Consider the following 24,278-nt stretch of genomic DNA (forward strand, 5'->3'; position numbering starts at 1 on the left):
CAAGTGCCGCAGATGCAACCGGGTTGTGCCGCAAACACTTAGCCGATACCCATTCCGCCATGACCATGATCTCGACCCTTCCTAATGACCGTCAGGCCAAACGCAACGTTGCTGTCTTAGTGGCGGCGCAGGCCATTCTGGGCGCGCAGATGCCAATGATGTTCATCGTCGGAGGGCTGGCCGGTCAGTCGCTGGCGACCAATCCCTGCCTGGCGACATTGCCCATTTCACTGATTGTTCTGGGATCGATGCTGGCGGCCACGCCAATTTCGGCCATCATGCAAAAATGGGGGCGTCGCGTCGGGTTCTTTGTTGGCGCGACATCCGGTGCGTTGGGCGGGTTGATCGGGGCCTATGGCCTGTTTCTTGGCTCTTTCCCCGTCTTCCTTGTCGGCAGCCTGTTGACGGGCCTCTACATGAGCGCCCACGGATTCTACCGGTTCGCCGCAGCGGACATCGCGTCGGACGAGTTCCGCCCCAAAGCGATTTCCTATGTCATGGCTGGTGGACTGGCGGCTGCCATCATTGGCCCGCAAATCGTAAAACTCACATCCGAAGCCTATGTCATCCCTTTTCTGGGCACCTATCTGGCTGTCATTGGGATCAATGTTCTGGGGTCCGCCCTGTTCTTCTTCCTTGATATTCCAACACCTGCAAAACCCACCGGCTCCGAGCCCAAGGGGCGGTCGCGACTGGAGTTGTTGAAAACACCTCACATCGCCGTGGCCATCATATGTGCCATGGTATCTTACGCGCTGATGAACCTTGTGATGACGTCAACGCCGTTGGCCGTGGTTGGTTGTGGTTACTCGGCCAATGACGCGGCGGACATCGTTACCAGCCACGTGCTTGCCATGTATGTGCCCAGTTTCTTCACCGGTCACCTGATCGCCCGGTTTGGTATCGAAAGGATTGTTGCGCTGGGTCTGGCGATTCTTGCAACCGCTGGCCTGGTCGCCTTGCAGGGCGTTGAATTGGGGAACTTTTTCGTTGCCCTCATTCTTCTGGGTGTTGGATGGAACTTTGGCTTTATCGGCGCGACCACGATGCTGGCCGCATCGCATGAGCCGCAGGAACGCGGCCGGATGCAGGGCCTTAACGACTTGCTGGTGTTTGGCGGAGTGACTATGGCCTCGCTGGCTTCGGGTGGATTGATGAACTGCTCGGGTGGGTCCCCGGTCGAAGGGTGGACAGCAGTCAACCTTGCAATGATCCCATTGCTGACACTGGCAGGCGGGGCCCTGTTGTGGCTGGTTCTGCGACCGGCCGACCCGGAACGGGCCTGATCACCAGCGCCCGCTGCCCACAGCCCACATCAAGGACAATCGCTGCTGTATTTCTCCCGGTACCAGAGCACCGGAGGCAACACGTTCGGGTCGGGCTATGGCTTGCTTCAATATCCGTTCGGCCAACCACCCGGAATATAATGCCGACCTTGCCTCAACCGAAATATCAGCCCGAAGCGATCTGGCTTTGTACAGACGATTCAATGCGGCCCCGGCCAAGGCACGCACCCCTTCAGAGGTGCCGTCCAGCAACGGTATCCGCCCGCGTCTTTCCAGTTCAGGAATAGCCCTCAGCCAGTTCGCCACCCCGACCGCATATCCAAAGTCACGCAACGCTGGTTCATCCGCTGCCCCCAGCGCCTGAGCGGATGCAACAAACAATGAACCCGTACTGTGATCGATATAGGCGTCAAAGTGTTCCTGATCTTCGAACGGGTCACGGTATATATCCCAACGCCTTACGGCCACATATTCATCCAAAACGCCAGCCAGATGGGGCGAAAGAACCCTTGACAAGGGTGTTACCACCTCGTGCCGCCGTACGGTTGCCCCTTCAGCAATTTCCTGTAGCGCGTCACGCCACCATTGCAGCCGCATCTCGGCGATCATCGGTTCTTGCGTCACCCAGGGTGCGCGGGCAACTTCGACGTTCAGCGCGTAAATTGGGAACAGGACTGCACGGTCTGCAACCGGTGCAGCCATCGCTGCGCGGAAACGATCTGGATCAGCCCGTTGCACAAGTGCCGCGCAGGCTTTGACGTCTTGGTCAAAGATCACGCTCACTCGGCTGCTGCCTTTTTCGGATCACAATCGCGCACCAATTTCCACTGAATCGCATCCAGAAGCGCCTCGAAAGACGCATCGACTATGTTCGCGCTGACGCCCACGGTAGACCAGCGCCGCCCCTGCCCGTCTTCGCTGTCGATGATGACACGCGTGACCGCTTCGGTGCCGCCTTGCGTAATCCGCACCTTGAAGTCGACCAGACGCATATCTGACAGTACCTGCGAATACTGGCCCAGGTCCTTGGCCAAGGCTTTGGCCAGCGCGTTCACCGGCCCCCTGTCGCTGCCTGACTCGTCCATGGATTCGCTGACAGACAGCTTCTTTTCGCCATCCACTCTTACGACAACAACGGCCTCGGACAGGCTGACCATCTTGTTGTATTTGTTCTTACGCCGTTCAACGGTGACTTTGTAACGCTTAACCTCGAAGAACTCGGGCAATTGACCCAGCTCTTCCCGCGCCAGCAGTTCAAAACTGGCCTGAGCGGTGTCATAGGAATATCCGTCAGCCTCGCGGGCTTTTATCTGGTCAAGGATGCGGCCAAGTGCCGGGTCACCTGCCTCAACACGCAAACCGGCCTCGGTCAAACGCTTACGCAGGTTTGACTGGCCAGCTTGGTTCGACATCGGAATGATACGCGAGTTCCCGACGCTTGCGGGTTCCACATGCTCATATGTCGATGGATCCTTGAGGATCGCGCTGGCGTGCAGCCCGGCCTTATGCGCAAAAGCCGACGCCCCGACATAAGCCGCCTGCTTGCTGGGCACCCGATTCAGAACATCATCCAGCATCCGGCTGATCCGGGTCAAACCAGCCAAAGCCTCACGGCTGACACCAATATCAAACTGCGACGCATAGGGTTCCTTCAGCAACAGCGTCGGGATCAAAGCGGTCAGATTTGCATTGCCGCAACGCTCGCCCAAACCATTCAATGTGCCCTGAATTTGCCGTGCACCGGCCTCAACAGCAGCCAGAGAACAGGCAACGGCGTTTTCGGTATCGTTATGGGTGTGAATGCCCAGCCGATCACCGGGCAGCCCGGCTGCGATCACCTCGGATACAATCCGCCCGACCTCGGACGGCAAAGCGCCACCATTTGTGTCGCACAGGACAACCCACCGCGCGCCAGCCTCAAGCGCTGCGCGACATACATCCACGGCATATTCCGGATTGTCCTTGTAGCCATCAAAGAAATGTTCCGCATCAAACAGCGCTTCACGCCCCTGCGCGACGATATGCGCGACCGAGGCGCGCACGTTTTCCGTGTTTTCTTCCAGTGAAATGCCAAGCGCGTGGGTGACGTGATAATCATGCGACTTGCCGACCAGACAAACAGCCTGCGTTCCCGCATTCATCACCGCAGCCAGCACATCGTCATTCTCGGCTGATCGTCCTGCGCGTTTGGTCATGCCAAATGCCGTCAACCGGGCCGCGGTTTTCGGAGCCACCTCGAAAAACGCGCTATCGGTCGGGTTGGCGCCGGGCCAACCGCCTTCGATGTAATCCACGCCCAATGCGTCCAGCGCCTGCGCGATCTGCACTTTTTCTGCGGTCGAGAACTGCACGCCCTGCGTTTGCTGCCCATCGCGCAGGGTTGTGTCGTAAAGGTAGAGGCGTTCCTTGGTCATCAGACCTCCTCCAGCTTGGCAGCATCAAAACCGGCGCCCGGCACCAGTTCGACACCTTCCTTGCTCATTCGAACCTCAAGCCCCGCCGCTACATATGCTGCCTTCAAGCGATCAACTTCCGAGAAGTCCTTGCTTTGCATCGCGGTGGCTCGTGCTTTCGCCAAACGGTCCGCATGGGCGGTCAGGTCGAAAGATGCGGTATCGGCCCAGTCGCCCATCTCAGACAAAAGCAAACCCAGCTGTTGCGAACTTGCCAACAGGCCTGCGGCGTCACCATCTGAAGCCAGGCGGTAAAGCTCGCTCATGGCACCTGCCGTATTCAGATCGTCACTTAGTGCTGCGATGACTTCAGGTGCCGCACTGGCGGCAGGTTCGATACCTGCTGTCAGCGCCCGCCATTTGCGCAGCGTCGCCTCGGCCTCATGGGCCTTTTTCTCGGTCCAGTCCATCGGCTTGCGATAATGCGTCTGAAGAAAGACGAAGCGGATCACTTCACCCGGCACGCCCTGCTCCAACAGATCGTGCACGGTAAAGAAATTGCCCAGCGATTTGGACATTTTCTTTCCTTCAACCTGCAGCATCTCGTTATGCAGCCAGACCCGCGCGAATTCGCCATGCGGGTGCGCGCATTTGCTTTGGGCGATCTCGTTCTCATGATGCGGGAACATCAGGTCGTTGCCACCACCATGGATATCAAAGCTCTCACCCAGCAGTTCATAGCTCATGGCTGAGCATTCGATGTGCCAGCCCGGACGTCCCCTGCCCCATGGGCTGTCCCAGCCCGGCAGTTCATCGGTCGAAGGCTTCCACAACACGAAATCCATCGGGTTTTTCTTGTATGGTGCCACCTCGACCCGCGCACCTGCGATCATGTCATCGACCGACCGGCCAGACAGCTTGCCATAGCTTTCTTTCCAGCTGTCGACCGCGAACAGAACATGGCCTTCGGCGGCATAGGCGTGGCCCTTGGCGATCAGGTCTTCGATCATCGCGATCATCTGGGCGATATACTGGGTCGCGCGCGGCATCTGGTTGGGTTCCAACGCTCCCAACGCCCCCATGTCGTGCAAGTACCAGTCGATGGTCTCGTCCGACCGCTCCTGCACCAATTGTTCCAGCGTGCCTTCTGCACCAGCCTGCTTGCGCGCCAGCGCCGTCGCATTGATCTTGTCGTCCACATCGGTGAAGTTGCGCACATAGGTCACATGCTTTGCGCCATAGACGTAGCGCAAAAGGCGATAGAGCACATCGAACACAACCACCGGACGGGCATTACCCAAATGGGCGCGGTCATAGACCGTTGGGCCACAGACATACATCCGCACGTTTTCAGGATCGATCGGTACGAAGTCTTCCTTCGTCCGCGTCCGTGTGTTGTGCAGCTTGATCGTCGTCATCGGTCGGGCTCCTAAGAAACAGCAAAAGCTTGCGCGTTGGCGCGGGCTTAGCAACTTGTCTCAGGGATGAAAACGAAAGAAACCGGCCCGCTTGATAAATCAGCAGGTAATGCAGCAGATAATGATGCAGGTCACCGGGTTCATGGGACATCGGTTAGCATGGGATCATTCGCAAGCCAAGTGTTGAGTTTGCCACCCCCGTTGGGCACAGTGCCAAACATGGACCGAAATTTCGTCACTTCCATCTGCAAAACGCTTCCCGGCGCTGAACTGTCCGATCCCTGGGGCGGTGGCCATGACGCCTGGAAAATTGGTGGCAAGATGTTCGCCTGTATCGGAATCGCAAATGATGGTGTTTCCGTCAAAACGCCCGATATCGAGACGGCGCAGATGCTGATTGACGCCGGGATCGGCGTAAAAGCCCCCTATTTCCACCGCAGCTGGGTGCGTCTTCCGTTTGAAACCGGCGCTGACGAAATGCGCCATCGTTTGACTGTGTCCTATGACCTTGTCCGCGCATCATTGACCAAAAAACTTCAGGCCTCGATAGCGCCGCGAAGCTGATTGACAAACGCCTGCCGCTCTGTCCCATTCAGCGCAGAGTAACCGGGGCCCTTGTCATGGAATTGTCCAAGCGCATCACGCAGATCACCGGCGGCAGCGACGGGTGGGAGGTGTTCAACCGCGCCCGACGGATGCTGAATGATGGGCATGCCGTGACAGAATTGACAATCGGCGAGCATGACGTTCGTACCGACCCGTCGATCCTGCACGCTATGGGCCTGTCGGCCCGCAACGGTCACACCGGTTATGCCACTGTGCCCGGAACAGATTTGCTGCGTGATACGGTTGCTGCCCGGGTTCAGTCCCGCACAGGTATTCCAACGACGCGCAACAATGTACTGGTCACGCCCGGTGGGCAGTCCGCCCTGTTCGCGGCGCATATGGCTGTGTGCGATCCCGGCGACACCGGGCTGTTTCTTGACCCGTATTATGCCACCTATCCCGGGACGATTCGCGGTGCCGGGGCCATTGCCCGCGCTGTTCGGACCGCTGCAGAGGATGCATTTCAACCGCGCGCCGAATTGATTGATGCAGCCGCGGAAGGCGCGGTTTCGCTGTTGATCAACACACCGAACAACCCGACCGGAGTGGTGTATTCCCGTCAGTCACTTGAAGCCATTGCCGATGTTTGCCAACGCCGTGACCTGTGGCTGATATCAGACGAAGTCTATGACACCCAGATCTGGGAGGGCGAGCACCTGTCCGCCCGCGTGCTGCCCGGAATGGCCGACCGTACCTTGGTTGTTGGATCAATGTCCAAATCTCATGCCATGACCGGGTCCCGATGCGGGTGGATCGTTGGTCCTGAATACGTGATCCGTCACCTGATAGATCTGGCTACTCATACAACCTATGGCGTACCGGGGTTCATTCAGGACGCGGCCAGCTTTGCACTGACCGCAGGACACGAACTTGAAAACAAGATCGCCGCGCCATTCCGTCGCCGCCGTTCATTGGCGATGGACGTATTAGCGGCACAGAACACAGTGGGGCTCGTCCCGGCGCAGGGTTCTATGTATCTGATGCTGGATGTACGGGCGACCGGGTTGACGGGTGAAGGGTTTGCGAACGCCCTTTTGGACACTCATGCGATTGCGGTCATGCCGGGCGAAAGCTTTGGCAAAGCCGCAGCGGGGCACATTCGGGTTGCCATGACCGTGGATGATGAGAAATTTGTCAGTGCCTTGAGAACCCTGTGCATGTTTTCAGCGCAGCTCGCCAAGCGACACGCGGCTGAATAGCCGCATTCAAAACCGAAACGTCGTACGCAGGTTGAAAACATTGGTGTCCAGACTGCCGCTGGACCGGGTGACATCGTCGAAATTCTGCCGCAGTGCTTCACCGCTGATGACGAAATTCTCGCCAATCGGATAGGCCAATCCGATTCCGTAAACCGCGGCTGTGTCACTGTCGACCGATGTATCAGCCCGCGCTGCGCCTACGACCACGTACCCCAGAGCGTTACCGAAATCATATCCACCACGCAATTTCAAGCTGGTCATGCTGTCGAGACTGCCCTGAGACTGTCCGAGGTTCAGGGACAGCCGATTATACTCCAACTCACCGCCCAGAACGAAATTCCCAAAGTCCCGGTCATAGCCCAGATGCGCACCAAAGGCCGTATCATCGCCATTCGCACCACCCGGACCATCGGCATCTGCAAATCCAAAACTGAAACCGGCATACCCGCCAGTCCAATCCTCCGCCGCAACAGGGTTAGCGCCGGCGATAAATATCGCAACAACAAGGACGGAAATAAGGTTCATAGTCGGGTTCAATGCAACACCGCTCTGGTTTCGATCAGAGGCATGACTTCAATTCAATCTGTGACCTGCTGCTCATAATTCAACTCCGCGCAGCAGACCTTGGAAGTAAGTGAATGCAGTATAACAGATTTCTTCCAAAACGGGCGAAAATCTCGGCGTTTGGTTCTCTGACCCCATAAGCCGTGAGAATTGTCCATATGAATAATCATCAAAGGTCGCAAATAGAACAGATTGTGTCGCCGCGTTTTGGAATTGTCGCGCAAGACGTTGAGGGGCAAAATGGCAGACGATGACTGGAAAATCAGCCTGATCAGCCGCACCATTGGGGCGGATCGTGGCCGTGCCGCACGAGGACGGCCGTAAAGGTGTGCTTGCAGACACCTTAAGACATCACTCAACGACCGGATTCTTGAAATGAACGACCAACCCCGCAATTCTTCGCGCAGTGGCGGCCGCGCCGCGCGCCGTGCTGCCCGTGCAACCGCACTGCCTGAGCACCTGCGACCTGTCCGCCCCGGAATGGAAGGCGGCGTCCTGAATGTACTGACACAGGCGCAGATCGAACGCATCCACGAAGCAGCACTTACCGCGCTTGAAACCATTGGCTTGGCGGATGCCCCGCAAAGTGGCATTGACTATCTGGTCGGTGCGGGCTGCACCTTGGGTGACGATGGCCGTATCCGTTTCCCTCGTGCCCTTGTCGAGGACACGATTGCTAAGGCGAACCGCTCAGTCACTTTGTACAGCCGGGATGGAAACACCGATCTGGAATTGTCGGGCACCAAAGTGCACTACGGTACGGCCGGGGCCGCCGTGTCCATGGTCGACGTCCACGGTCGGGAATATCGCCATTCCACCGTGCAAGATCTGCACGATGCCGCGCGAATCTGCCAACATCTTGATAACATTCACTTTGTGCAGCGGCCAATGGTCTGTCGTGACATCGCGGACAACCTCGAAATGGACCTCAACACAATTTACGCCTGTTGTTCTGGGTCTTTCAAACATGTCGGGACATCCTTCACCGAACCAAGCCACGTCGCACCGGCGATGGAGATGATCTATATGATTGCGGGCGGTGAAAACAAATTTCGCGAGCGCCCCTTCGTTTCGAACTCGAACTGCTTTGTTGTTCCTCCAATGAAATTCGCAACCGAAAGCTGCGAAGTGATGGAAGCATGCATCAAGGCCGGTATGCCTGTCTTGTTGCTATCTGCCGGTATGGCCGGTGCCACAGCGCCGTCGACCATCGCCGGTGCGATCACGCAAGCAACTGCGGAATGCCTGGCGGGATTGGTTTATGTTAATGCCGTAAGTCCCGGTGCCCCGGCGATTTTCGGCACCTGGCCCTTTGGTCTGGACCTGCGGACCGGTGCCATGTCGATCGGTTCAGGGGAACAAGCCCTTCTAACTGCCGGATGTGCCCAGATGCACCGGTTCTATGACCTGCCGGGCGGTGCTGCCGCTGGCGCATCGGATTCGAAACTGCCCGATATGCAGGCCGGCTGGGAACAGATGTGTTCGAACGTCATGGCAGGTCTGTCCGGTCTGAACATGGTGTATGAGGCGGCCGGGATGCATGCCTCGTTGCTGGGGTTCTGCCTGGAAAGCCTTATACTCAGCGATGATCTGATCGGACAGGCGCAACGCTGTGTACGCGGGATCGAAGTGACGGATGACACGCTGGCACTGGATCAAATGGCGGCGGTATGCATGGGCGGCCCAGGCCACTATCTGGGAACTGACGCAACGCTGAGCCGGATGCAGTCAGATTACGTCTATCCAACATTCGGAGATCGCTCCTCGCCGAAAGAGTGGGTGGAGCTTGGCAAGCCCGATCTGGTGGAAAAAGCCGTAGCCCGGAAAGAGGAAATCCTTTCCACCCCTTCCCCTGCAAGGTTCGACCCGGTTCTGGACGCCGAGATTCGGAAAAAATTCAAAATCCATCTTCCCGCCTAAGGTGATGGAAAAGGCGGCCCGAAATGGATCGGGCCGCCTGTTCATTCGATGCCTACCCGTCGCTGGGCGGCAGCAATCCTGCCTCCTGCGCGATCGCGACCTCGTCTGCATCCAACGCTCCGTCACCATTGGCATCCATGGCCGAGAAAGTGTCAGCGTTGATTTCCGGTACGACTGCCTGAATTTCCTCGATGGTCAAAAGACCATCACCGTTGGTATCGGCTGAGGATTGGGCCGAAGCAACGCCGGGCAAGCCCAGAACGGCCACGGAAAGCCCGATCAAATAATGCGATTTCATTTCAGTGCCTCCTGAAAGGTGTGTTTGTGTTTACGTCCGGACAGCGCCCAGAAGCACATGGACACCCCGGCGCGTCACGCGCTTTGGTAGAACTTCGTGATTTCACGCCAATCTTCGCGTGTTTGCCCGAGTCGGGTTTGCGGCCCTCCGCCTGAAGAAGGCGGCAAAACCTGTATCGGCGGCTCTTGCCCGACAGGACCACCTCAATCCGGCAATGTGGCGCTTATCCGGGACGACTCGGCGGGTAAAAAGAAAGGGGGCCGAAGCCCCCTGTCAGTTTCGCCTTCCAGGCTCATTTCGTTGACCGCCCGGTGTTTTTTTGCCTGCGGCCTGGACTGCGCATGGGGCGAGCGCACCCGCCCCGTGAAAGAGTGGGAAGGAGCAAATATTCCGCCCCACCCTGTTCCCGGCCAACACGGGCATGTCGGCCGAGTGGAGAATGGTCAGTCGGTAACAGACCTGTTCTCCGTATTCGTCGGGGTCGGTTACTTAGGGCAGCGTCCGACCCCTACGCCCCGGGGTGCCAGGGCGTTAAATTCAGCTACACCCGCTTGTCGCGCCGCAGGTGTTGCACTTCATGCAAGTTCCGTTTCGTACCAGCGTGTAGTTTCCGCACTCGCCGCAGGGGTCGCCCTCATAGCCCTGCATCTTGGCTTTGGTGCGGGCGTCCATCCCTGTTGCCACTGCCGTTTCGGTGGCAGGCGCTTCAAAGACAGTTGCTGTTTCTGCTAAACCGGCCACGTCACCATAACTGCCGTTGAACACCATCAGATCCTGCGGCAGACGCTTGCGCAGATACCCGGTTGAACTGATTTGTTTTAACACTTCCAACGACTTGGACGCCGCAGTTTCACTGATTTCCGAGACGTTGGAAACGCCTTCCTCTTCACCGCGTCCCAGATCATCAAAGGTAGCACCCTCGGGTTTCACATGGGCCAGATCGGTACGGTCCAGATAAGACACGGCCAGTTCGCGGAAGATGTAATCCAGGATCGACGTCGCGTTCTTGATCGAGTCGTTGCCCTGCACCATCCCTGCCGGTTCGAACTTGGTAAAGGTGAAGGCGTCGACAAATTCCTCCAGCGGCACGCCATATTGCAGACCGACCGACACGGCGATGGCAAAGTTGTTCATCATCGCCCGGAAGCCAGCACCTTCCTTGTGCATGTCGATGAAAATCTCGCCCAGTTGACCGTCTTCGAACTCACCCGTGCGCAGATAAACCTTGTGGCCGCCAACGATGGCCTTCTGTGTATACCCCTTTCGGCGATGCGGCAGTTTCTCGCGATGACTGCGGATAATTTCCTTGACCACAACCTTCTCGATCACCTTTTCGGCCAGAACGACGGCTTTTTCCTGAGCAGAGCCGCTTTCCAGCACCTCGGCCGCCTCGTCATCATCCTCGACCAGCGCAGCCGCAAGGGGCTGAGACAGTTTCGAGCCGTCACGGTACAGCGCGTTGGCTTTCACACCCAGCGACCAGCTAAGTTCATAGGCCTTCTGGCAGTCTTCGATTGTTGCATCATTCGGCATGTTGATCGTTTTGCTGATCGCACCCGAGATAAAGCTTTGTGCCGCTGCCATCATGGTGATGTGGCTGTCAACCCCAAGGAAACGCTTGCCTTTCTTGCCGCACGGGTTGGCGCAGTCGAAGATCGCGTAGTGTTCTTCCTTCAGATGCGGTGCACCTTCCAGAGTCATGGTTCCGCAGACGTGGTCGTTGGCCGCGTCGATATCCGCGCGGGTGAACCCCAGATGGCGCAACAAATCAAAGGTCGGGTCATTCAGCTTGGTCGCCGGAATGCCCAGAACACCGGTGCAGAAATCTTCGCCCAATGTCCATTGGTTGAAGACGAACCGGATGTCAAAGGCGCTTTCCAGCGCGGCGTCCACCTTGGCCAGTTCATTGGCACCAAAGCCGTGGCCAGTCAGTGAGGTGTGGTTGATCCCCGGCGCATTGCCGATTGTGCCGTGACCGACCGCGTAGGATACGATCTCTTCGATCTGCGACGAGGAATAGCCCAGCTTTTCCAGCGCAGATGGTACCGAGCGGTTGATGATCTTGAAGTAACCGCCGCCTGCCAGTTTCTTGAACTTGACCAGCGCAAAATCGGGCTCGATCCCCGTTGTATCGCAATCCATCACCAGACCGATGGTGCCTGTGGGGGCAATCACCGTGGCCTGTGCATTGCGGTAACCGTTCTGCTCGCCAAGGCTCAGCGCCTCATCCCAAGCGGACATGGCCAGATCGACCAAACGCTTGTCGGGGCAGTTGCCATGGTCCAGAGGCACCGGCTTGACGGCCAGTTTCTCGTACCCCTCAGTCACACCCTGCGCCGCGCGGCGGTGGTTGCGGATGACGCGCAGCATATGCTCGGCATTGCGCTTGTAGCCCTTGAACGGGCCAAGCTCACCGGCAATTTCAGCTGAAGTGGCATATGCCACACCGGTCATGATCGCGGTCAGCGCACCGCAGATCGCCCGCCCCTCGTCCGAGTCATAGCTGTAGCCCATGTTCATCAACAGGCCGCCAATGTTGGCATAACCAAGGCCCAGCGTGCGGAAGTCGTACGACAGCTGCGCGATTTCCTTTGACGGGAATTGCGCCATGGTCACCGAGATTTCCAGCGTCAGCGTCCATAGGCGCGAGGCGTGCATGTAATCGGCGGCCTGGAACTCACCGTCCTTGAGGAAGGTCAGCAGGTTCATCGAGGCCAGGTTACAGGCCGTGTCATCCAGGAACATGTATTCCGAACACGGATTCGATCCGCGAATTTCACCATCTTCAGGGCACGTGTGCCATTCGTTGACCGTGTCGTGGAACTGGATGCCAGGATCAGCACAAGCCCATGCGGCGTGACCAACCTTTTCCCAAAGATCGCGCGCCTTGACGGTCTTTGCGACTTTGCCATCGGTGCGGTTGATCAGCTGCCAGTCCGCGTCTTTCTCGACAGCAGTCAGAAACCCGTTGGTCACGCGGATCGAGTTATTCGAATTCTGCCCCGAGACCGAGCTATAGGCTTCCGAATCCCAGTCTGTATCATAGGTCGGGAACTCGATGCTGTCGTGGCCCTGCTTGGCGTAATCCAGAACGCGTTTGATATAAGTTTCCGGGATCGCGACCTTTTTTGCCTCTCGAACCGCCGTTTTCAACGCGTCGTTCTTTTTCGGATCGTAGGCATCTTCCTGCGCGCCGTCCCACGTGCGGATAGCCTCGAAAAGGCCGTTCAGCATCTTCTCGTGCATCTTCGATCCGGCAACGATCGAGGCTACCTTCTGCTCTTCAATCACCTTCCATTCGATGAATTTCTCGATGTCAGGGTGATCTGCATCGACGATCACCATCTTTGCTGCCCGACGGGTTGTCCCGCCTGATTTGATCGCGCCAGCGGCGCGGTCGCCGATCTTGAGAAAGCCCATCAGCCCCGAAGACTTACCGCCACCTGACAGCGCCTCGCCTTCTGCACGCAGATGGCTGAAGTTGGTCCCGGTGCCCGAGCCGTATTTGAACAACCGTGCCTCGCGCACCCATAGATCCATGATGCCGCCTTCGTTCACCAGATCATCATCAACGGACTGGATGAAGCAGGCATGTGGCTGCGGATGTTCGTAGGCGGATTTGGATTTGGTCAGCTTGCCGGTCTTATAGTCGACGTAGTGGTGCCCTTGCGCCGGACCGTCGATTCCATAGGCCCAGTGCAGGCCAGTATTGAACCATTGCGGGCTATTTGGCGCGGCGCGCTGAGTCGCCAGCATGTACCGCATCTCGTCGAAATAGGCGCGCGCATCCTCCTCGGTCGAAAAGTAGCCACCTTTCCACCCCCAGTATGCCCACGCACCGGCCAGCCGATCAAAGACCTGCTTGGAGGAAATTTCGCCCTCGAACTCAGCATCTTCAGCGGGAACCGACCGCCAGAGGAACTCGGGAACATCTTTTTCCTTAACTTTGGTCAATTTGGACGGGACGCCAGCCTTGCGAAAGTACTTCTGGGCGATCACGTCGCTTGCCACCTGCGACCAGGTTGACGGAACTTCGATCCCTTCCAGACGGAATACAATGGTTCCGTCGGGATTGCGGATTTCAGATGTCGCAGACACAAAATCCAGTTCCGAATAGGCATCCTGATCTGGTTTGGTGAATTTTCTTTCAATCTTCATGTCCGCAGCCCTAGTTAAATTCCGCCTAATTCTCGGTTCACGGCACTACATTTTGAGTTGCGGAGCACCACCCGCAACGCCTACAGAAGCGCGCAAAGGTACTGGACGCTGCTTTGGACAGCGAAAAAGCCGTTACAACGGCTGCACGTTAATAGACTGTGCTTATCCGACCCTCGCCTGTTGCCGTCCCGGCTTGAACACCAGATATTGTGGCAATCTCTTCGGCTCATACAATTTGACGTATATTGCCATAGAAGGTCAACGCCCTTTTTCAGCCAAATTTGAAATCTTTTTTGTTGACCAGACCCAGACATGAGAGGAGTCAAACTCTGGGTACGATTCCTCCACAGGCTCGCCTGCGGTAAATTTTCGGTCACGACTCGAAGTCTCAATTCGAATTACCGTTTTTACCAGCATAGTTATCTGTATTTGATCAACCAACACCTCGCTGGTTAGGCTGCAAAGGAATCAGCTTCGCCGGGTCTGTCAAACCCACACTGAACGACCAAAGGTTCACTTCGAAATGAGAAAGGCCAAACGAATGAAGTTGCTTCGCTTTATCCCCGCGTTGGCCTGTATCGTGGCCTGCACGCCACAAGAAACGCCCACCCCGTCACGTAGCGCGCTGTTCGAAACCCATCCCAAAAGGTTATTTGAGGCATTCGAAACCAGTTGTTCTGGTCCCGGCAAGGTCTTTGAGAAAATCGGCGAACAGGCTTTTGAATGCAGCGAGTATCTGCCCCCAAAAGCGGCTGCCTATTTGATTCTGAACTATGACGGATTTCCGCAGGACCTGCCCCAGAGCGTCATGCGCCTGACATCGTCAAAAACAGGGTCCGGCTATCGCGTTGACGCACGATCGTACTTTAAAGTGCCGCAGAAAACCGGCGCAATCGTTGAGGTTCCACTGGAAAGTGACGTGCTGGATCAGGCGATCAGCTCGTTGTATCTGGCGATGGGCGGCACGCCCACATGAGAATGTGAAGGAAGTGGTCGGGGCGGCAGGATTCGAACCTACGACCCCCTGTACCCAAAACAGGTGCGCTACCAGACTGCGCCACGCCCCGGACCGTGCGCCTTCCTAACGATGACAATCTGATTTGAAAAGCCCTAACAGGGCCAAATCGCAGGACCTTGCGAAAAAATTTCATGCTGCATCTGAGTGCCGACGCCGATAGAGTAACGTGCAGACAATCCGGCATTGATTTCCAGCACCGCAAAAACGGCATCCCCACCTTCAATCGGTGTCAGATCGCCGGGAATCGCCCTCTCATGCACATGTGTCACTGTGCCCGTACGGTCCAGAAATATCATGTCGAGCGGAATCAGTGTGTTCTTCATCCAGAACGCGACGGGTTGCGGTGGGTCGAAGACAAACAGCATACCGGATCGATTCGGCAACGTCTCGCGAAACATCAGACCCCTTGACCGTTCCTGTGGCGTAACTGCCATTTCCACGTCAAATCGGATTGTCGCGCTGTCGTTTCGGAGTGTGACATGGTCGGCGCTGCACGCAGCAAATGCCCCCCCCGTCCACAGCGTGATCAGAAGCGTCCAGAATACCAGAAAACGAGTCATGGAACGGTCAGCCGTCCAGCGCGGCTTCCCAGGCGAGAACCTGCGCCGCCATTCGGCCACGTTTGCCGTCAATTACGCGCATCGCAAGCGCCTCTCCGGGCTGAAGGTCAGCAAGCCCCGAGCGCCGCAACACTTCGATATGCAAGAACACGTCTTCGCCGCGCCCGAAAACATTTGCGAACCCGAAGCCCTTGCCTTTGTCGAACCACTTCACCCGCGCGGCCTCCAGAGGGGCTTCTGCGATAGCGTCCGGATCCAACTCGGCGAAATCGGCCAACATCATCGACTCGGCGCGCGCCGGCGGGTCGATTGCAACAACCTCAACCGCCTGAACACCTCTGTCCGTGCGGTGTGTCATGATCTCGATACCTGCTCCGTCCGCGACGGAACTTTGGCCGAAATTGCGCAATACGTTCACATGCAACAGAATATCCGGTCCGCCTTCGTCAGAAACAACAAAGCCGTATCCCTTGGCGGGATCGAACCATTTTACGTGTCCACGGACGCGATACATGTTGTTCAGGTCTTCAGGCACGGTTTTCCCATCGCGAATTTTAGCAGTTCGTTAAGGGTCTGTTGTTTATGGGATTGGCAGACAATTTCAAGCCGAAAAAGTTGTTTACTTTCTGCTTGTTGCATTTCACGACACGTGAACGTCATGGATTCAACCTTTCAACATGCCATGCCGATCCCGGCTCAATTCGTTGCCATCTGAACCGATCATGCAAGCGGAACGCTCCATCGGCCCAGAATTCTATCTCTGTCGGCGTCAATCGGTACCCACCCCAGAATGGAGGACGAGGTGGATTCGGCCCAAGTTTAGCAGTCACTTTCGCGACCTCTGCCATCAAAGCTGTCCGACTTGAAAGCGGTTGTGACTGCTTTGAAGCCCAGGCACCCAGTCGGCTTTTCAGTGACCTCGATGCATAATACGCATCAGCCTTGGGCCCGTTTTCACGACATACTGTACCACGAACACGAAGTTGACGCCGCAAAGATTTCCAATGCATTACAAATGCGGCTTTTTCGGACGTATCCAGCTCGTTCGCTTTGGCGCTTTCGTAGTTTGTATAGAAAACAAATGAATCCGCTTCGATTTCCTTCAGCAGAACCATGCGTGCATTTGGCAAACCGTCCGGGTCAACGGTTGCAAGCGCAATCGCATTCGGATCGTTCAATTCGGTTTCCTGGGCCTCAGCCAGCCACCGGGCCGCGATTGCAAACGGATCGGAGCCAGCAAAGATGCCATCACGCTCGGTCATTTCCATCCCCTGGAAAGTATTAATGACGAGCCTAAGGCGAGAACCCGCTGCGAGCAAGAGCGCACGGCCTTGATGCAGCGCTACCAATGGCATAAACCATGCCAATCTAACGCGAAGACAGGCGGAGAACCAAACATGTCAAATCAGTTGATGGCCGGCAAACGTGGCCTCATCATGGGACTGGCCAATGACAAATCTATCGCATGGGGAATCGCCCGCGCCTTGTCCGAAGCCGGAGCTGAACTTGCCTTTTCCTATCAGGGTGACGCCCTAAAGAAACGTGTGGACCCACTGGCTGCGCAACTGGGCAGCGAAATCGTTCTGCCCTGCGACGTGAGCGATGAGGCTTCAATTGATGGGCTTTTCTCGGCACTGGAAGAGAAATGGGGCAAGCTGGACTTTGTCGTTCACGCCATCGGTTTTTCTGACAAGAACGAACTGCGTGGGCGCTACGTGGATACCAGCCGGGCCAATTTTACGCTGACGATGGATGTATCCGTCTATTCGTTCACCGCAGTTATGCAGCGCGCGGAAAAGATGATGTCTGAAGGCGGCAGCGCCATAACGCTGACCTATTACGGAGCCGAGCAGGTGATGCCCCACTATAACGTGATGGGTGTTGCCAAGGCCGCTTTGGAAGCGTCGGTCAAGTATTTGGCGGAGGACCTGGGCAAGGACGGCATTCGCGTGAACGCGATTTCGGCCGGTCCGATCAAAACGCTGGCCGCCAGCGGCATTGGCGATTTCCGCTACATCATGAAATGGAACGAGTACAACTCTCCGCTGCGCCGCAACGTGACCATCGACGATGTCGGCAAGTCGGCCCTGTACCTGTTGTCAGACCTCAGCAGCGGCGTCACCGGTGAGAATCTGCACGTGGATTCGGGCTACCATATTGTCGGAATGAAGGCCGTTGACGCCCCAGACGTGGAAAAAGGTTAAGAACATGAGCGCTAAGGACCGCCTGCCGCACGAAAAAGGATTTCACATCAGCTGGGACCAGATCCACCGCGACTCGCGCGCATTGGCGTGGCGTCTGGATGGGCAAGGCCCCGATGACGGCAGCTGGCGTGCTGTTGTGGCGATCACCCGTGGCGGCATGGCCCCTGCGATGATCGTCAGCCGGGAACTGGATATTCGTACTGTCGATACGGTCAGCGTGAAATCCTACCATCATCAAGCTCAGGGTGAGGCGGAAGTTCTGAAAGCACCCGATACCAACCTTATGGGTGACGGAACCGGAATTCTGATCATCGACGATCTGGTAGACAGCGGAAAAACATTGGAGCTGGTTCGGGAGATGTATCCAAAAGCGCATTTTGCGACGGTTTATGCCAAACCCAAGGGACGCCCAATGGTGGATACGTTCATCACCGAAGTCAGTCAGGACACGTGGATCTTTTTCCCGTGGGATATGGCCCTTCAATATGTCGAGCCCTATCGGGGCACCGATTGAAATCAGATCAGTAGGCAGCACATGACGCTCAGCCGTACCGCCGCAACATTCGCGCCGCCAGTGATGGAAGCGCGCCGATGGGTCGAGGGCGTTTCGTTCCCACCCGAACGTCCGTTGATCAACGTAAGCCAGGCGGCGCCGGTTGACCCGCCGCCACTGGCCTTGCGCAAGGCTATGGCCGAATTTACCGTGCGCGAAGACCATGCGCACCTATACGGCCCTGTGCTGGGAAATGACGACCTTCGCACGGAACTGGCTGCGCAGATAAGCGCGCATTATGGGGCAAAGGTCGAGGCACCTCAGGTTGCTATCACCTCAGGATGCAATCAGGCGTTTTCAGCAGTGATATCGGCCATCACCGGTGAAGGGGATGAGGTTATTCTACCAACCCCATGGTATTTCAATCATAAAATGTGGCTGGATATGTCGGGTGTTCAGGCGGCGGACCTGAAGACCGGCGACGATTTGCTGCCCGGTCCGGAGCGCGCGCGGGCGCTGATAACGGACAAAACACGCGCAATTGCTCTGGTCACGCCCAACAATCCCGGCGGCGTTGAATACCCGGCAGACCTTGTCCGCGCCTTCTTTGAGCTGGCGCGCGAAACCGGGATTTACCTGATCGTCGACGAAACCTATCGTGACTTCGACAGTCGCAGCGGGCCGCCACATGATTTGTTCCAGCAACCAGACTGGGATCAGACGCTGATCCACCTGTATTCCTTCTCCAAGGCATACAGGCTGACGGGTCATAGGGTCGGTGCCATTGCAACGGGCCCCGCACTTCTGGCTGAGGTCGAGAAGTTTCTCGACACCGTTGCCATTTGCCCCGGTCAGATCGGACAGTTCGCCGCGCTTTGGGGTATGCAAAACTTGTCGCAATGGCTGGCAGGCGAACGCGACGAAATACTCGACCGTCGCGCTGCCATCCTTGAGGGTATGCCCGCGCTGGAAGCCGAAGGTTGGCGCCTTTTGGGACTTGGGGCGTATTTCGCCTATCTGGAGCACCCGTTTGACATTCCGTCCGACGAACTTGCCAGGCGTTTGGTGCGTGAAGCCGGTGTTCTGTTATTGCCCGGTACCATGTTTATGCCCGATCACCACCCGGACGGGAAACGGCAAGTGCGCATTGCCTTCGCCAACCTCGACCGCACAGGTTTGGGCCAATTGTTCGAACGGTTGCAGGGCCTGTCCTTCTAAGCTTGCCCCCCGGCGGTGTGCGTCGTATTCAAGGCGGCAACCGACAGGGCAGAACGCTGCCGTAATAACAAGAGGGCACCATGGCCGCAGGCGCTAAAAGTCTTTCGAAAACCTTTGTCTGGATTCTGATGGGCATGCTGATGCTGGGGCTCGCGGGGTTCGGCGCCGTCAACCTGAGCGGCACAGTCCGTACAGTGGCGCAAGTTGGTGATGAAAGCATCTCGATCGATGACTTTGTCCGCGAGTTGCAGCGCGAGATCCGCGCGGTTGAGGCGCAATCGGGTCAGCCCCTGCAAATGTCGCAGGCGCGCGATCTGGGGCTGGATCGAAACGCGCTTGCCCGCCTGACAGCCTTGGCGGCACTGGACAATGAGGTGAGCCAGCTCGGGATCTCCATTGGGGATGAGAACCTGCAAAAAGAGATCGTGTCTGTCCCGGCCTTTCAAGGCGTAGACGGCAATTTCGACCGTGAGGCATACCGCTTTCAGCTTGAACAGGTCGGCATGACGGATTCCGAGTTCGAGTCGGACCTGCGCAAAGAATCCGCCCGTACGATCGTTCAAGGTGCGATCATGGGGGGTGTGGAAATGCCTGCCACCGTGACAGACACAATGGCCAACTATATTGGTGCCCGTCGCAGCTTTACCGTTGCGACGGCAGGGGCCGAGGCTTTGGAAACCCCCGTGGCCGAACCGACTGACGCGCAGATTCAGACCTACTATGACGAAAACGCTGAACAGTTCACCCTGCCCCGCACGAAACAGCTGACGTATGCGATTCTGTCTCCGGCCATGTTGGTGGACACGGTTGAGGTTGACGAAGAGGCTCTGCGAAAACTTTTTGAAGAGCGGTCGGCAGAGTATAATCAGCCAGAACGCCGTCTGGTCGAGCGCCTGAATTTCCCGGATGAACAAGCGGCCAACGACGCCAAGGCGCAGCTTGAGGTCGGGGGCACGACTTTTGAACAACTGGTTCGGGACCGTGATCTGGAGCTTTCGGATATCGACCTGGGCGACCTCACGCGTGAGGATCTGGGCGAAGCCGCCGACGCCGTGTTCGCGGCAGAACTTGACGCCGTTGTCGGCCCTCTGCCATCGGTATTTGGCCCCGCCCTGTTCCGTATCAACGGATCCCTGGCTGCAAACAGCGTTCCCTTTGAGGAGGCCGAACCGGCCCTGCGCGAAGAACTGGCGACAGAACGCGCCCGCCGCCTGATCGAGGCGCAGTCCGAAGATGTCAACGACATGCTGGCTGGTGGAGCGACTCTGGAAGAATTGGCAAATGAAACTGAAATGGAGCTGGGTCAGATTGACTGGACCCGCGACAGCGCCGAGGACATAGCGGCCTATGACGGGTTCCGCGCGGCCGCCGAAGCCGTGCAAGAGGGAGATTTCCCTGAAATCGCATTTCTCGAAGACGGATCGATCTTTGCCTTGCGCCTGAACGACGTTCTGCCGCGTCGCCCCGAACCGCTGGAAAGCGCACGCGACAGTGTCGCTGCGGCTTGGGTACAGGCAGAGACCAATAAAGCCCTGTTGGACAAAGCAAACGCCGCATTGAGCCTACTGGCCACTGATGGTGACTTCGCAGCGACTGGCCTGCCCTTCCGCGTTGAAAACGCACTGACGCGTACCGCGTTTCTTGATGACGTCCCCGCCAGTTTCATGAATGAAGTGTTTCAGATGGAACTCGGTGAGTTGCGTGTCATTGGTGGAAATGGTGCAGCCTTGCTGGTGCGTCTGGACGAGGTTCTGCCCCCCGAGGATTCCGACGAACTGCGCCGGTTGCGCGACGCGCTGGCAACGCAGATGGATCAGGCGCTGTCGCAGAATATTTTTGACGCATACGTACGGGACGCTCAGACCCGCGCCCGCCCGGTCGTGGATCAGCAGGCGCTGAACGCCGTGCAGGCGAGCTTTTAAGCGAGACCAAGATGGCCCTGACACCCGATTTCGATACCTTCGCACGCGCCTATGAAGCGGGCGAAAACCAAGTGGTTTACACACGTCTCGCCGCCGACCTGGACACACCCGTGTCGCTAATGCTCAAACTGACGGGAGCGCAGAAAGATGCGTTCATGCTGGAGTCGGTTACGGGCGGTGAGGTGCGTGGCCGCTATTCGATCATCGGCATGAAACCGGACCTGATCTGGCGCTGCCACGGTGAAACGTCCGAGTTGAACCGTTCGGCGCGGTTCGATGCCGACGCCTTTGCCGCGCAGGACGGCAATCCGATGGACAATCTGCGTGCCTTGCTAGCCGAAAGCCGTATTGAACTGCCAGACGACCTGCCTCAGGCTGCCGCCGGGCTGTTTGGATATCTGGGCTATGACATGGTCCGGCTGGTCGAATGCTTGCCGGGCGTGAACCCCGATCCGCTGGGACTGCCAGATGCGATCATGTTGCGCCCGTCTGTTGTCGCAGTATTGGATGGCGTCAAAGGCGAGGTGACGGTGGTTTCACCCGCCTGGGCCAGCGACGGTCAATCTGCCAAAGCTGCCTATGCGCAGGCGGCCGAGCGTGTGATGGATGCGGTCCGCGATCTGGAACGTGCGATGCCCGCCGAAACCCGTGATCTGGGCGACGCGCGCGAAATTGCGGCGCCGGTGTCGAACTTCACCAAATCCGGCTATATGGAAGCGGTTGAAAAGGCCAAGGAATACATCCGTGCTGGCGATATCTTCCAGGTAGTTCCAGCGCAGCGTTGGACGCAGGATTTTCCGCTGCCGCCTTTCGCGCTTTATCGTTCGCTGCGGCGCACCAACCCCTCGCCGTTTATGTTCTACTTCAACTTCGGCGGTTTTCAGGTCGTTGGGGCCAGCCCCGAGATTTTGGTGCGGGTGTTCGGCAGCGAAGTCACCATTCGCCCGATTGCAGGCACACGTCCCCGTGGCGCGACCCCCGAGGAAGACAAAGCGAACGAGCTTGACCTGCTGGCCGATAAGAAAGAGCTGGCCGAACACCTTATGCTTCTGGACCTCGGGCGCAATGATACCGGCCGCGTGTCAAAAATCGGTACGGTCCGCCCGACCGAAGAGTTCATCATCGAACGCTACAGCCATGTGATGCACATCGTGTCGAACGTGGTGGGTGAGTTGGCGGAAGACAAAGATGCGCTGGACGCCTTCTTTGCCGGGATGCCTGCGGGCACCGTCTCGGGTGCGCCGAAAGTGCGGGCGATGGAGATCATTGACGAGCTTGAGCCGGAAAAACGCGGCGTCTATGGCGGTGGTGTTGGCTATTTCAGCGCAGGCGGTGACATGGACATGTGCATTGCCCTGCGCACGGCCATCGTGAAGGATCAGAAACTCTATATTCAGGCTGGTGGCGGTGTTGTCTATGACAGCGACCCCGAGGCCGAGTTCATGGAGACTGTTCATAAGTCAAACGCCATACGGCGCGCGGCGGAAGATGCCGCTCGGTTCACCGGAAACGGCAACAGTTAAAAAAACAAGGGCGGCTGATCAATTGATCACCGCCCTGTTTCAAGCTGTCACTGTACCTGTTTCATCAAGACGGCCGAGATCGGCGCCATCGCCACCCGGTTCCCGCGATCTTCAAGACCCCACAGCAAAAGGGCTGAGATTGTCTCTGGCCGTACCCGCCCCAGCATGACAACGGTTCCTTCCTGACCCGCCCGGAACGCGGCCTGATCCAGGAACCGGCGCATGATTCTGGGATCCTGTCGCGCCCCATCGATATCGCGGAACACAACGCTGGACGGAATGCCATTGCGAACCGCAAGCTTCTGGACAGTGTTCAGCCCATTGTCCTGTGTGATCAACCCGCGTCCGGTTCCGGCAGCAATTGCCGCGACCTGATCGGCCAGCTTGCGGTTTCCCTGAATGCCGCTGTTCACGCCTTCCAGAATACCCACTGTTTCAGGCAATGTATCCAGCCACACGGACAGGGAAACTTCGGCATCCTGCGCGCTTGCTGCCTCGGGCAAGTCCGCAAGGGCCAGAACTTCGAACCCAGCCGCGCGGTGCCGTGCCATCTTTTCCGCCGCATCCGGATCAGACGGGTTCACGGCAAAGCTGATCGGGTAAGGGAAATCCTGCAACGCTTCGGCCCCGAACGCGCCTTCGTCATCAATCAGAATGATCGACATCAGCGGCTTAGATTCCGGGTTCTCGAACTTGGCGGCAAAACGTTCAATCGGTTTTTCCGCAGATGGCTGTTCGGAAATCGCCTGTTCTGCAACAGGCTCATCATCGCGTTCCGTCAACGGCAGGATACGTTTTCCGACAATCGAACTGGCACTTTCTTCCTGTTCTCCCCCGATCTGAGGCAGCGCAGCAATGCGAGGAAGCTCACGGGGTAAGGTATCTTCATCCCCTTCCACCGCAATCGGACTGCTTTCAAATGAATTATCAGTCGTAGTGTCTTTTGTTTGTGGTTCAGCCTCGACCTGTGGCAACGGAGTTGGTTCGGGCTCAAGAACTGCGACCTCGGTTGTGTCAGACTCGGTCGGCGGCGTGGGGGTTTCATCAATTACAACCGGCACGGACTGTTCCTGCTGAACTGCGGGTACCTGGCTGGGCTCGGGCGGCGCAGCGGGGGCTTCGGTCATGACGGACACCTCGGTCGCCACCGTTGCAGTGGGCTCGTTCGGGGCCTCAGCCGCTTTGCCAACCTCGGGCTGCGGCTCGGATGACGCTTCCAACCCGGACAAATCGGCCAAATCTTCGTTGGCATTATCGGCGGCTTCTGGCGCACGCGGGGCCAGTTCCACCAGATCGGCATCAGAAACATCCTCGGCAAGTTCAGTAGGCGCCTCTGGTGTTTCTGAAATCGTCGGCGCTGGTGCTTCGGTCGCAACAACCGGTGTGTTGACCATCGGCGTGTTGAGCGACACGACCGCACCCAAGATCAAAACAACGATCGCCCCTGCGACCATTCCTCCGAAAAATCCGCCCATATTTCCTGCCTTTCGCCTCTTTT

The 24,278-nt window shown here is 57.4% G+C and carries 20 protein-coding genes and 1 tRNA gene; 10 read left to right on the plus strand and 11 right to left on the minus strand.

Going from position 1 to position 24,278, the window contains the following annotated elements; translation table 11 throughout:
* Positions 1–59 precede the first annotated feature (59 nt).
* A complete protein-coding gene (locus tag ACR0BK_RS02115; RefSeq protein WP_480553587.1) occupies positions 60–1,286 on the plus strand; it encodes an MFS transporter in 1,227 nt (408 codons plus the stop codon).
* On the opposite strand, the gene ACR0BK_RS02120 is transcribed toward ACR0BK_RS02115, so the two are convergent.
* The 3 genes from ACR0BK_RS02120 to cysS are packed head-to-tail and all read right to left on the minus strand — an operon-like array spanning position 1,287 to position 5,097.
* Entirely contained in the window at positions 1,287–2,063 is a 777-nt protein-coding gene (locus tag ACR0BK_RS02120) for a squalene/phytoene synthase family protein (protein ID WP_480553883.1), read from the minus strand. It lies immediately after the preceding gene.
* 2 nt (positions 2,064–2,065) lie between these two features.
* Positions 2,066–3,700 carry a citramalate synthase gene (cimA, locus tag ACR0BK_RS02125; protein WP_480517130.1) on the minus strand — a complete coding sequence of 545 codons (1,635 nt, stop codon included), beginning with the start codon at positions 3,698–3,700 and terminating at the stop codon, positions 2,066–2,068.
* Positions 3,700–5,097: a cysteine--tRNA ligase gene (cysS, locus tag ACR0BK_RS02130; protein WP_480553589.1), complete on the minus strand. Its 1,398-nt coding sequence runs from the start codon at positions 5,095–5,097 to the stop codon at positions 3,700–3,702. The genes cimA and cysS overlap by 1 nt, the downstream gene beginning before the upstream one ends.
* 219 nt (positions 5,098–5,316) lie before the next feature.
* Here cysS and ACR0BK_RS02135 point away from each other — a divergent pair, with 219 nt between their 5' ends.
* The gene (locus ACR0BK_RS02135) at positions 5,317–5,661 is read left to right on the plus strand and encodes an MmcQ/YjbR family DNA-binding protein (RefSeq protein ID WP_480553591.1); all 345 of its coding nucleotides are present in this window, start codon (positions 5,317–5,319) and stop codon (positions 5,659–5,661) included.
* 56 nt (positions 5,662–5,717) lie between these two features.
* Positions 5,718–6,902 (plus strand): pyridoxal phosphate-dependent aminotransferase, encoded by a 1,185-nt coding sequence (locus ACR0BK_RS02140; RefSeq protein WP_480553593.1) that lies wholly within the window; start codon positions 5,718–5,720, stop codon positions 6,900–6,902.
* Between the two features lie 6 nt (positions 6,903–6,908).
* Here ACR0BK_RS02140 and ACR0BK_RS02145 read toward each other — a convergent pair whose 3' ends face one another.
* On the minus strand, positions 6,909–7,427 hold the full coding sequence (locus tag ACR0BK_RS02145; protein ID WP_480553595.1) for an outer membrane protein: 519 nt from the start codon (positions 7,425–7,427) through the stop codon (positions 6,909–6,911).
* Positions 7,428–7,841: 414 nt separating this feature from the next.
* On the opposite strand from ACR0BK_RS02145, the gene ACR0BK_RS02150 reads away from it, so the two are divergent.
* Entirely contained in the window at positions 7,842–9,386 is a 1,545-nt protein-coding gene (locus ACR0BK_RS02150) for a trimethylamine methyltransferase family protein (protein WP_480553597.1), read from the plus strand.
* A gap of 52 nt (positions 9,387–9,438) precedes the next feature.
* Here ACR0BK_RS02150 and ACR0BK_RS02155 read toward each other — a convergent pair whose 3' ends face one another.
* Together ACR0BK_RS02155 and ACR0BK_RS02160 are read right to left on the minus strand one after the other, a co-directional pair.
* The gene (locus ACR0BK_RS02155; protein WP_480472945.1) at positions 9,439–9,684 is read right to left on the minus strand and encodes an EF-hand domain-containing protein; all 246 of its coding nucleotides are present in this window, start codon (positions 9,682–9,684) and stop codon (positions 9,439–9,441) included.
* 537 nt (positions 9,685–10,221) lie between these two features.
* Positions 10,222–13,842: a vitamin B12-dependent ribonucleotide reductase gene (locus ACR0BK_RS02160; RefSeq protein WP_480553599.1), complete on the minus strand. Its 3,621-nt coding sequence runs from the start codon at positions 13,840–13,842 to the stop codon at positions 10,222–10,224.
* 541 nt (positions 13,843–14,383) lie between these two features.
* Between ACR0BK_RS02160 and ACR0BK_RS02165 the strand changes: the two genes are divergently transcribed.
* The gene (locus ACR0BK_RS02165; RefSeq protein WP_480553601.1) at positions 14,384–14,818 is read left to right on the plus strand and encodes a hypothetical protein; all 435 of its coding nucleotides are present in this window, start codon (positions 14,384–14,386) and stop codon (positions 14,816–14,818) included.
* Positions 14,819–14,832: 14 nt separating this feature from the next.
* On the opposite strand, the gene ACR0BK_RS02170 is transcribed toward ACR0BK_RS02165, so the two are convergent.
* The 4 genes from ACR0BK_RS02170 to pdxH form a co-directional block, all read right to left on the minus strand.
* Positions 14,833–14,909 (minus strand) — tRNA-Pro (locus ACR0BK_RS02170).
* A 43-nt stretch (positions 14,910–14,952) separates the two neighbouring features.
* Complete coding sequence (locus tag ACR0BK_RS02175; protein ID WP_480553603.1) at positions 14,953–15,420, minus strand: DUF192 domain-containing protein; 468 nt, start codon at positions 15,418–15,420, stop codon at positions 14,953–14,955.
* Positions 15,421–15,427: 7 nt separating this feature from the next.
* A complete protein-coding gene (locus ACR0BK_RS02180; protein WP_245220458.1) occupies positions 15,428–15,934 on the minus strand; it encodes a cold-shock protein in 507 nt (168 codons plus the stop codon).
* Between the two features lie 142 nt (positions 15,935–16,076).
* Positions 16,077–16,682 carry a pyridoxamine 5'-phosphate oxidase gene (gene pdxH, locus ACR0BK_RS02185; protein WP_480553884.1) on the minus strand — a complete coding sequence of 202 codons (606 nt, stop codon included), beginning with the start codon at positions 16,680–16,682 and terminating at the stop codon, positions 16,077–16,079.
* 135 nt (positions 16,683–16,817) lie between these two features.
* On the opposite strand from pdxH, the gene fabI reads away from it, so the two are divergent.
* From fabI to trpE, 5 genes are all read left to right on the plus strand, one after another.
* Positions 16,818–17,624, plus strand: coding sequence for an enoyl-ACP reductase FabI (gene fabI / locus ACR0BK_RS02190; RefSeq protein WP_480553605.1), 807 nt, complete (start codon positions 16,818–16,820; stop codon positions 17,622–17,624).
* Between the two features lie 4 nt (positions 17,625–17,628).
* Positions 17,629–18,138, plus strand: a complete 510-nt coding sequence (gpt, locus tag ACR0BK_RS02195; RefSeq protein ID WP_480517147.1) for a xanthine phosphoribosyltransferase — start codon at positions 17,629–17,631, stop codon at positions 18,136–18,138.
* A 21-nt stretch (positions 18,139–18,159) separates the two neighbouring features.
* On the plus strand, positions 18,160–19,335 hold the full coding sequence (locus tag ACR0BK_RS02200; protein WP_480517149.1) for an aminotransferase: 1,176 nt from the start codon (positions 18,160–18,162) through the stop codon (positions 19,333–19,335).
* A gap of 80 nt (positions 19,336–19,415) precedes the next feature.
* Positions 19,416–21,257: a SurA N-terminal domain-containing protein gene (locus ACR0BK_RS02205; protein WP_480553607.1), complete on the plus strand. Its 1,842-nt coding sequence runs from the start codon at positions 19,416–19,418 to the stop codon at positions 21,255–21,257.
* An 11-nt stretch (positions 21,258–21,268) separates the two neighbouring features.
* Entirely contained in the window at positions 21,269–22,780 is a 1,512-nt protein-coding gene (trpE, locus tag ACR0BK_RS02210; protein ID WP_480472957.1) for an anthranilate synthase component I, read from the plus strand.
* A 47-nt stretch (positions 22,781–22,827) separates the two neighbouring features.
* Here trpE and ACR0BK_RS02215 read toward each other — a convergent pair whose 3' ends face one another.
* Positions 22,828–24,255 carry a divergent polysaccharide deacetylase family protein gene (locus tag ACR0BK_RS02215; protein WP_480553609.1) on the minus strand — a complete coding sequence of 476 codons (1,428 nt, stop codon included), beginning with the start codon at positions 24,253–24,255 and terminating at the stop codon, positions 22,828–22,830.
* Positions 24,256–24,278: the final 23 nt, after the last annotated feature.

It is taken from the genome of Ruegeria sp. AF1, from assembly GCF_056542125.1.

Bases quoted from the DNA above. Each gene is read 5' to 3' on its own strand.
- ACR0BK_RS02115 (WP_480553587.1), top strand. From the start codon at position 60: ATGACCATGATCTCGACCCTTCCTAATGACCGTCAGGCCAAACGCAAC.
- cimA (WP_480517130.1), bottom strand. From the start codon at position 3,700: ATGACCAAGGAACGCCTCTACCTTTACGACACAACCCTGCGCGATGGG.
- cysS (WP_480553589.1), bottom strand. From the start codon at position 5,097: ATGACGACGATCAAGCTGCACAACACACGGACGCGGACGAAGGAAGAC.
- ACR0BK_RS02135 (WP_480553591.1), top strand. From the start codon at position 5,317: ATGGACCGAAATTTCGTCACTTCCATCTGCAAAACGCTTCCCGGCGCT.
- ACR0BK_RS02140 (WP_480553593.1), top strand. From the start codon at position 5,718: ATGGAATTGTCCAAGCGCATCACGCAGATCACCGGCGGCAGCGACGGG.
- ACR0BK_RS02145 (WP_480553595.1), bottom strand. From the start codon at position 7,427: ATGAACCTTATTTCCGTCCTTGTTGTTGCGATATTTATCGCCGGCGCT.
- ACR0BK_RS02150 (WP_480553597.1), top strand. From the start codon at position 7,842: ATGAACGACCAACCCCGCAATTCTTCGCGCAGTGGCGGCCGCGCCGCG.
- ACR0BK_RS02155 (WP_480472945.1), bottom strand. From the start codon at position 9,684: ATGAAATCGCATTATTTGATCGGGCTTTCCGTGGCCGTTCTGGGCTTG.
- ACR0BK_RS02160 (WP_480553599.1), bottom strand. From the start codon at position 13,842: ATGAAGATTGAAAGAAAATTCACCAAACCAGATCAGGATGCCTATTCG.
- ACR0BK_RS02165 (WP_480553601.1), top strand. From the start codon at position 14,384: ATGAAGTTGCTTCGCTTTATCCCCGCGTTGGCCTGTATCGTGGCCTGC.
- ACR0BK_RS02175 (WP_480553603.1), bottom strand. From the start codon at position 15,420: ATGACTCGTTTTCTGGTATTCTGGACGCTTCTGATCACGCTGTGGACG.
- ACR0BK_RS02180 (WP_245220458.1), bottom strand. From the start codon at position 15,934: ATGTATCGCGTCCGTGGACACGTAAAATGGTTCGATCCCGCCAAGGGA.
- pdxH (WP_480553884.1), bottom strand. From the start codon at position 16,682: ATGACCGAGCGTGATGGCATCTTTGCTGGCTCCGATCCGTTTGCAATC.
- fabI (WP_480553605.1), top strand. From the start codon at position 16,818: ATGTCAAATCAGTTGATGGCCGGCAAACGTGGCCTCATCATGGGACTG.
- gpt (WP_480517147.1), top strand. From the start codon at position 17,629: ATGAGCGCTAAGGACCGCCTGCCGCACGAAAAAGGATTTCACATCAGC.
- ACR0BK_RS02200 (WP_480517149.1), top strand. From the start codon at position 18,160: ATGACGCTCAGCCGTACCGCCGCAACATTCGCGCCGCCAGTGATGGAA.
- ACR0BK_RS02205 (WP_480553607.1), top strand. From the start codon at position 19,416: ATGGCCGCAGGCGCTAAAAGTCTTTCGAAAACCTTTGTCTGGATTCTG.
- trpE (WP_480472957.1), top strand. From the start codon at position 21,269: ATGGCCCTGACACCCGATTTCGATACCTTCGCACGCGCCTATGAAGCG.
- ACR0BK_RS02215 (WP_480553609.1), bottom strand. From the start codon at position 24,255: ATGGGCGGATTTTTCGGAGGAATGGTCGCAGGGGCGATCGTTGTTTTG.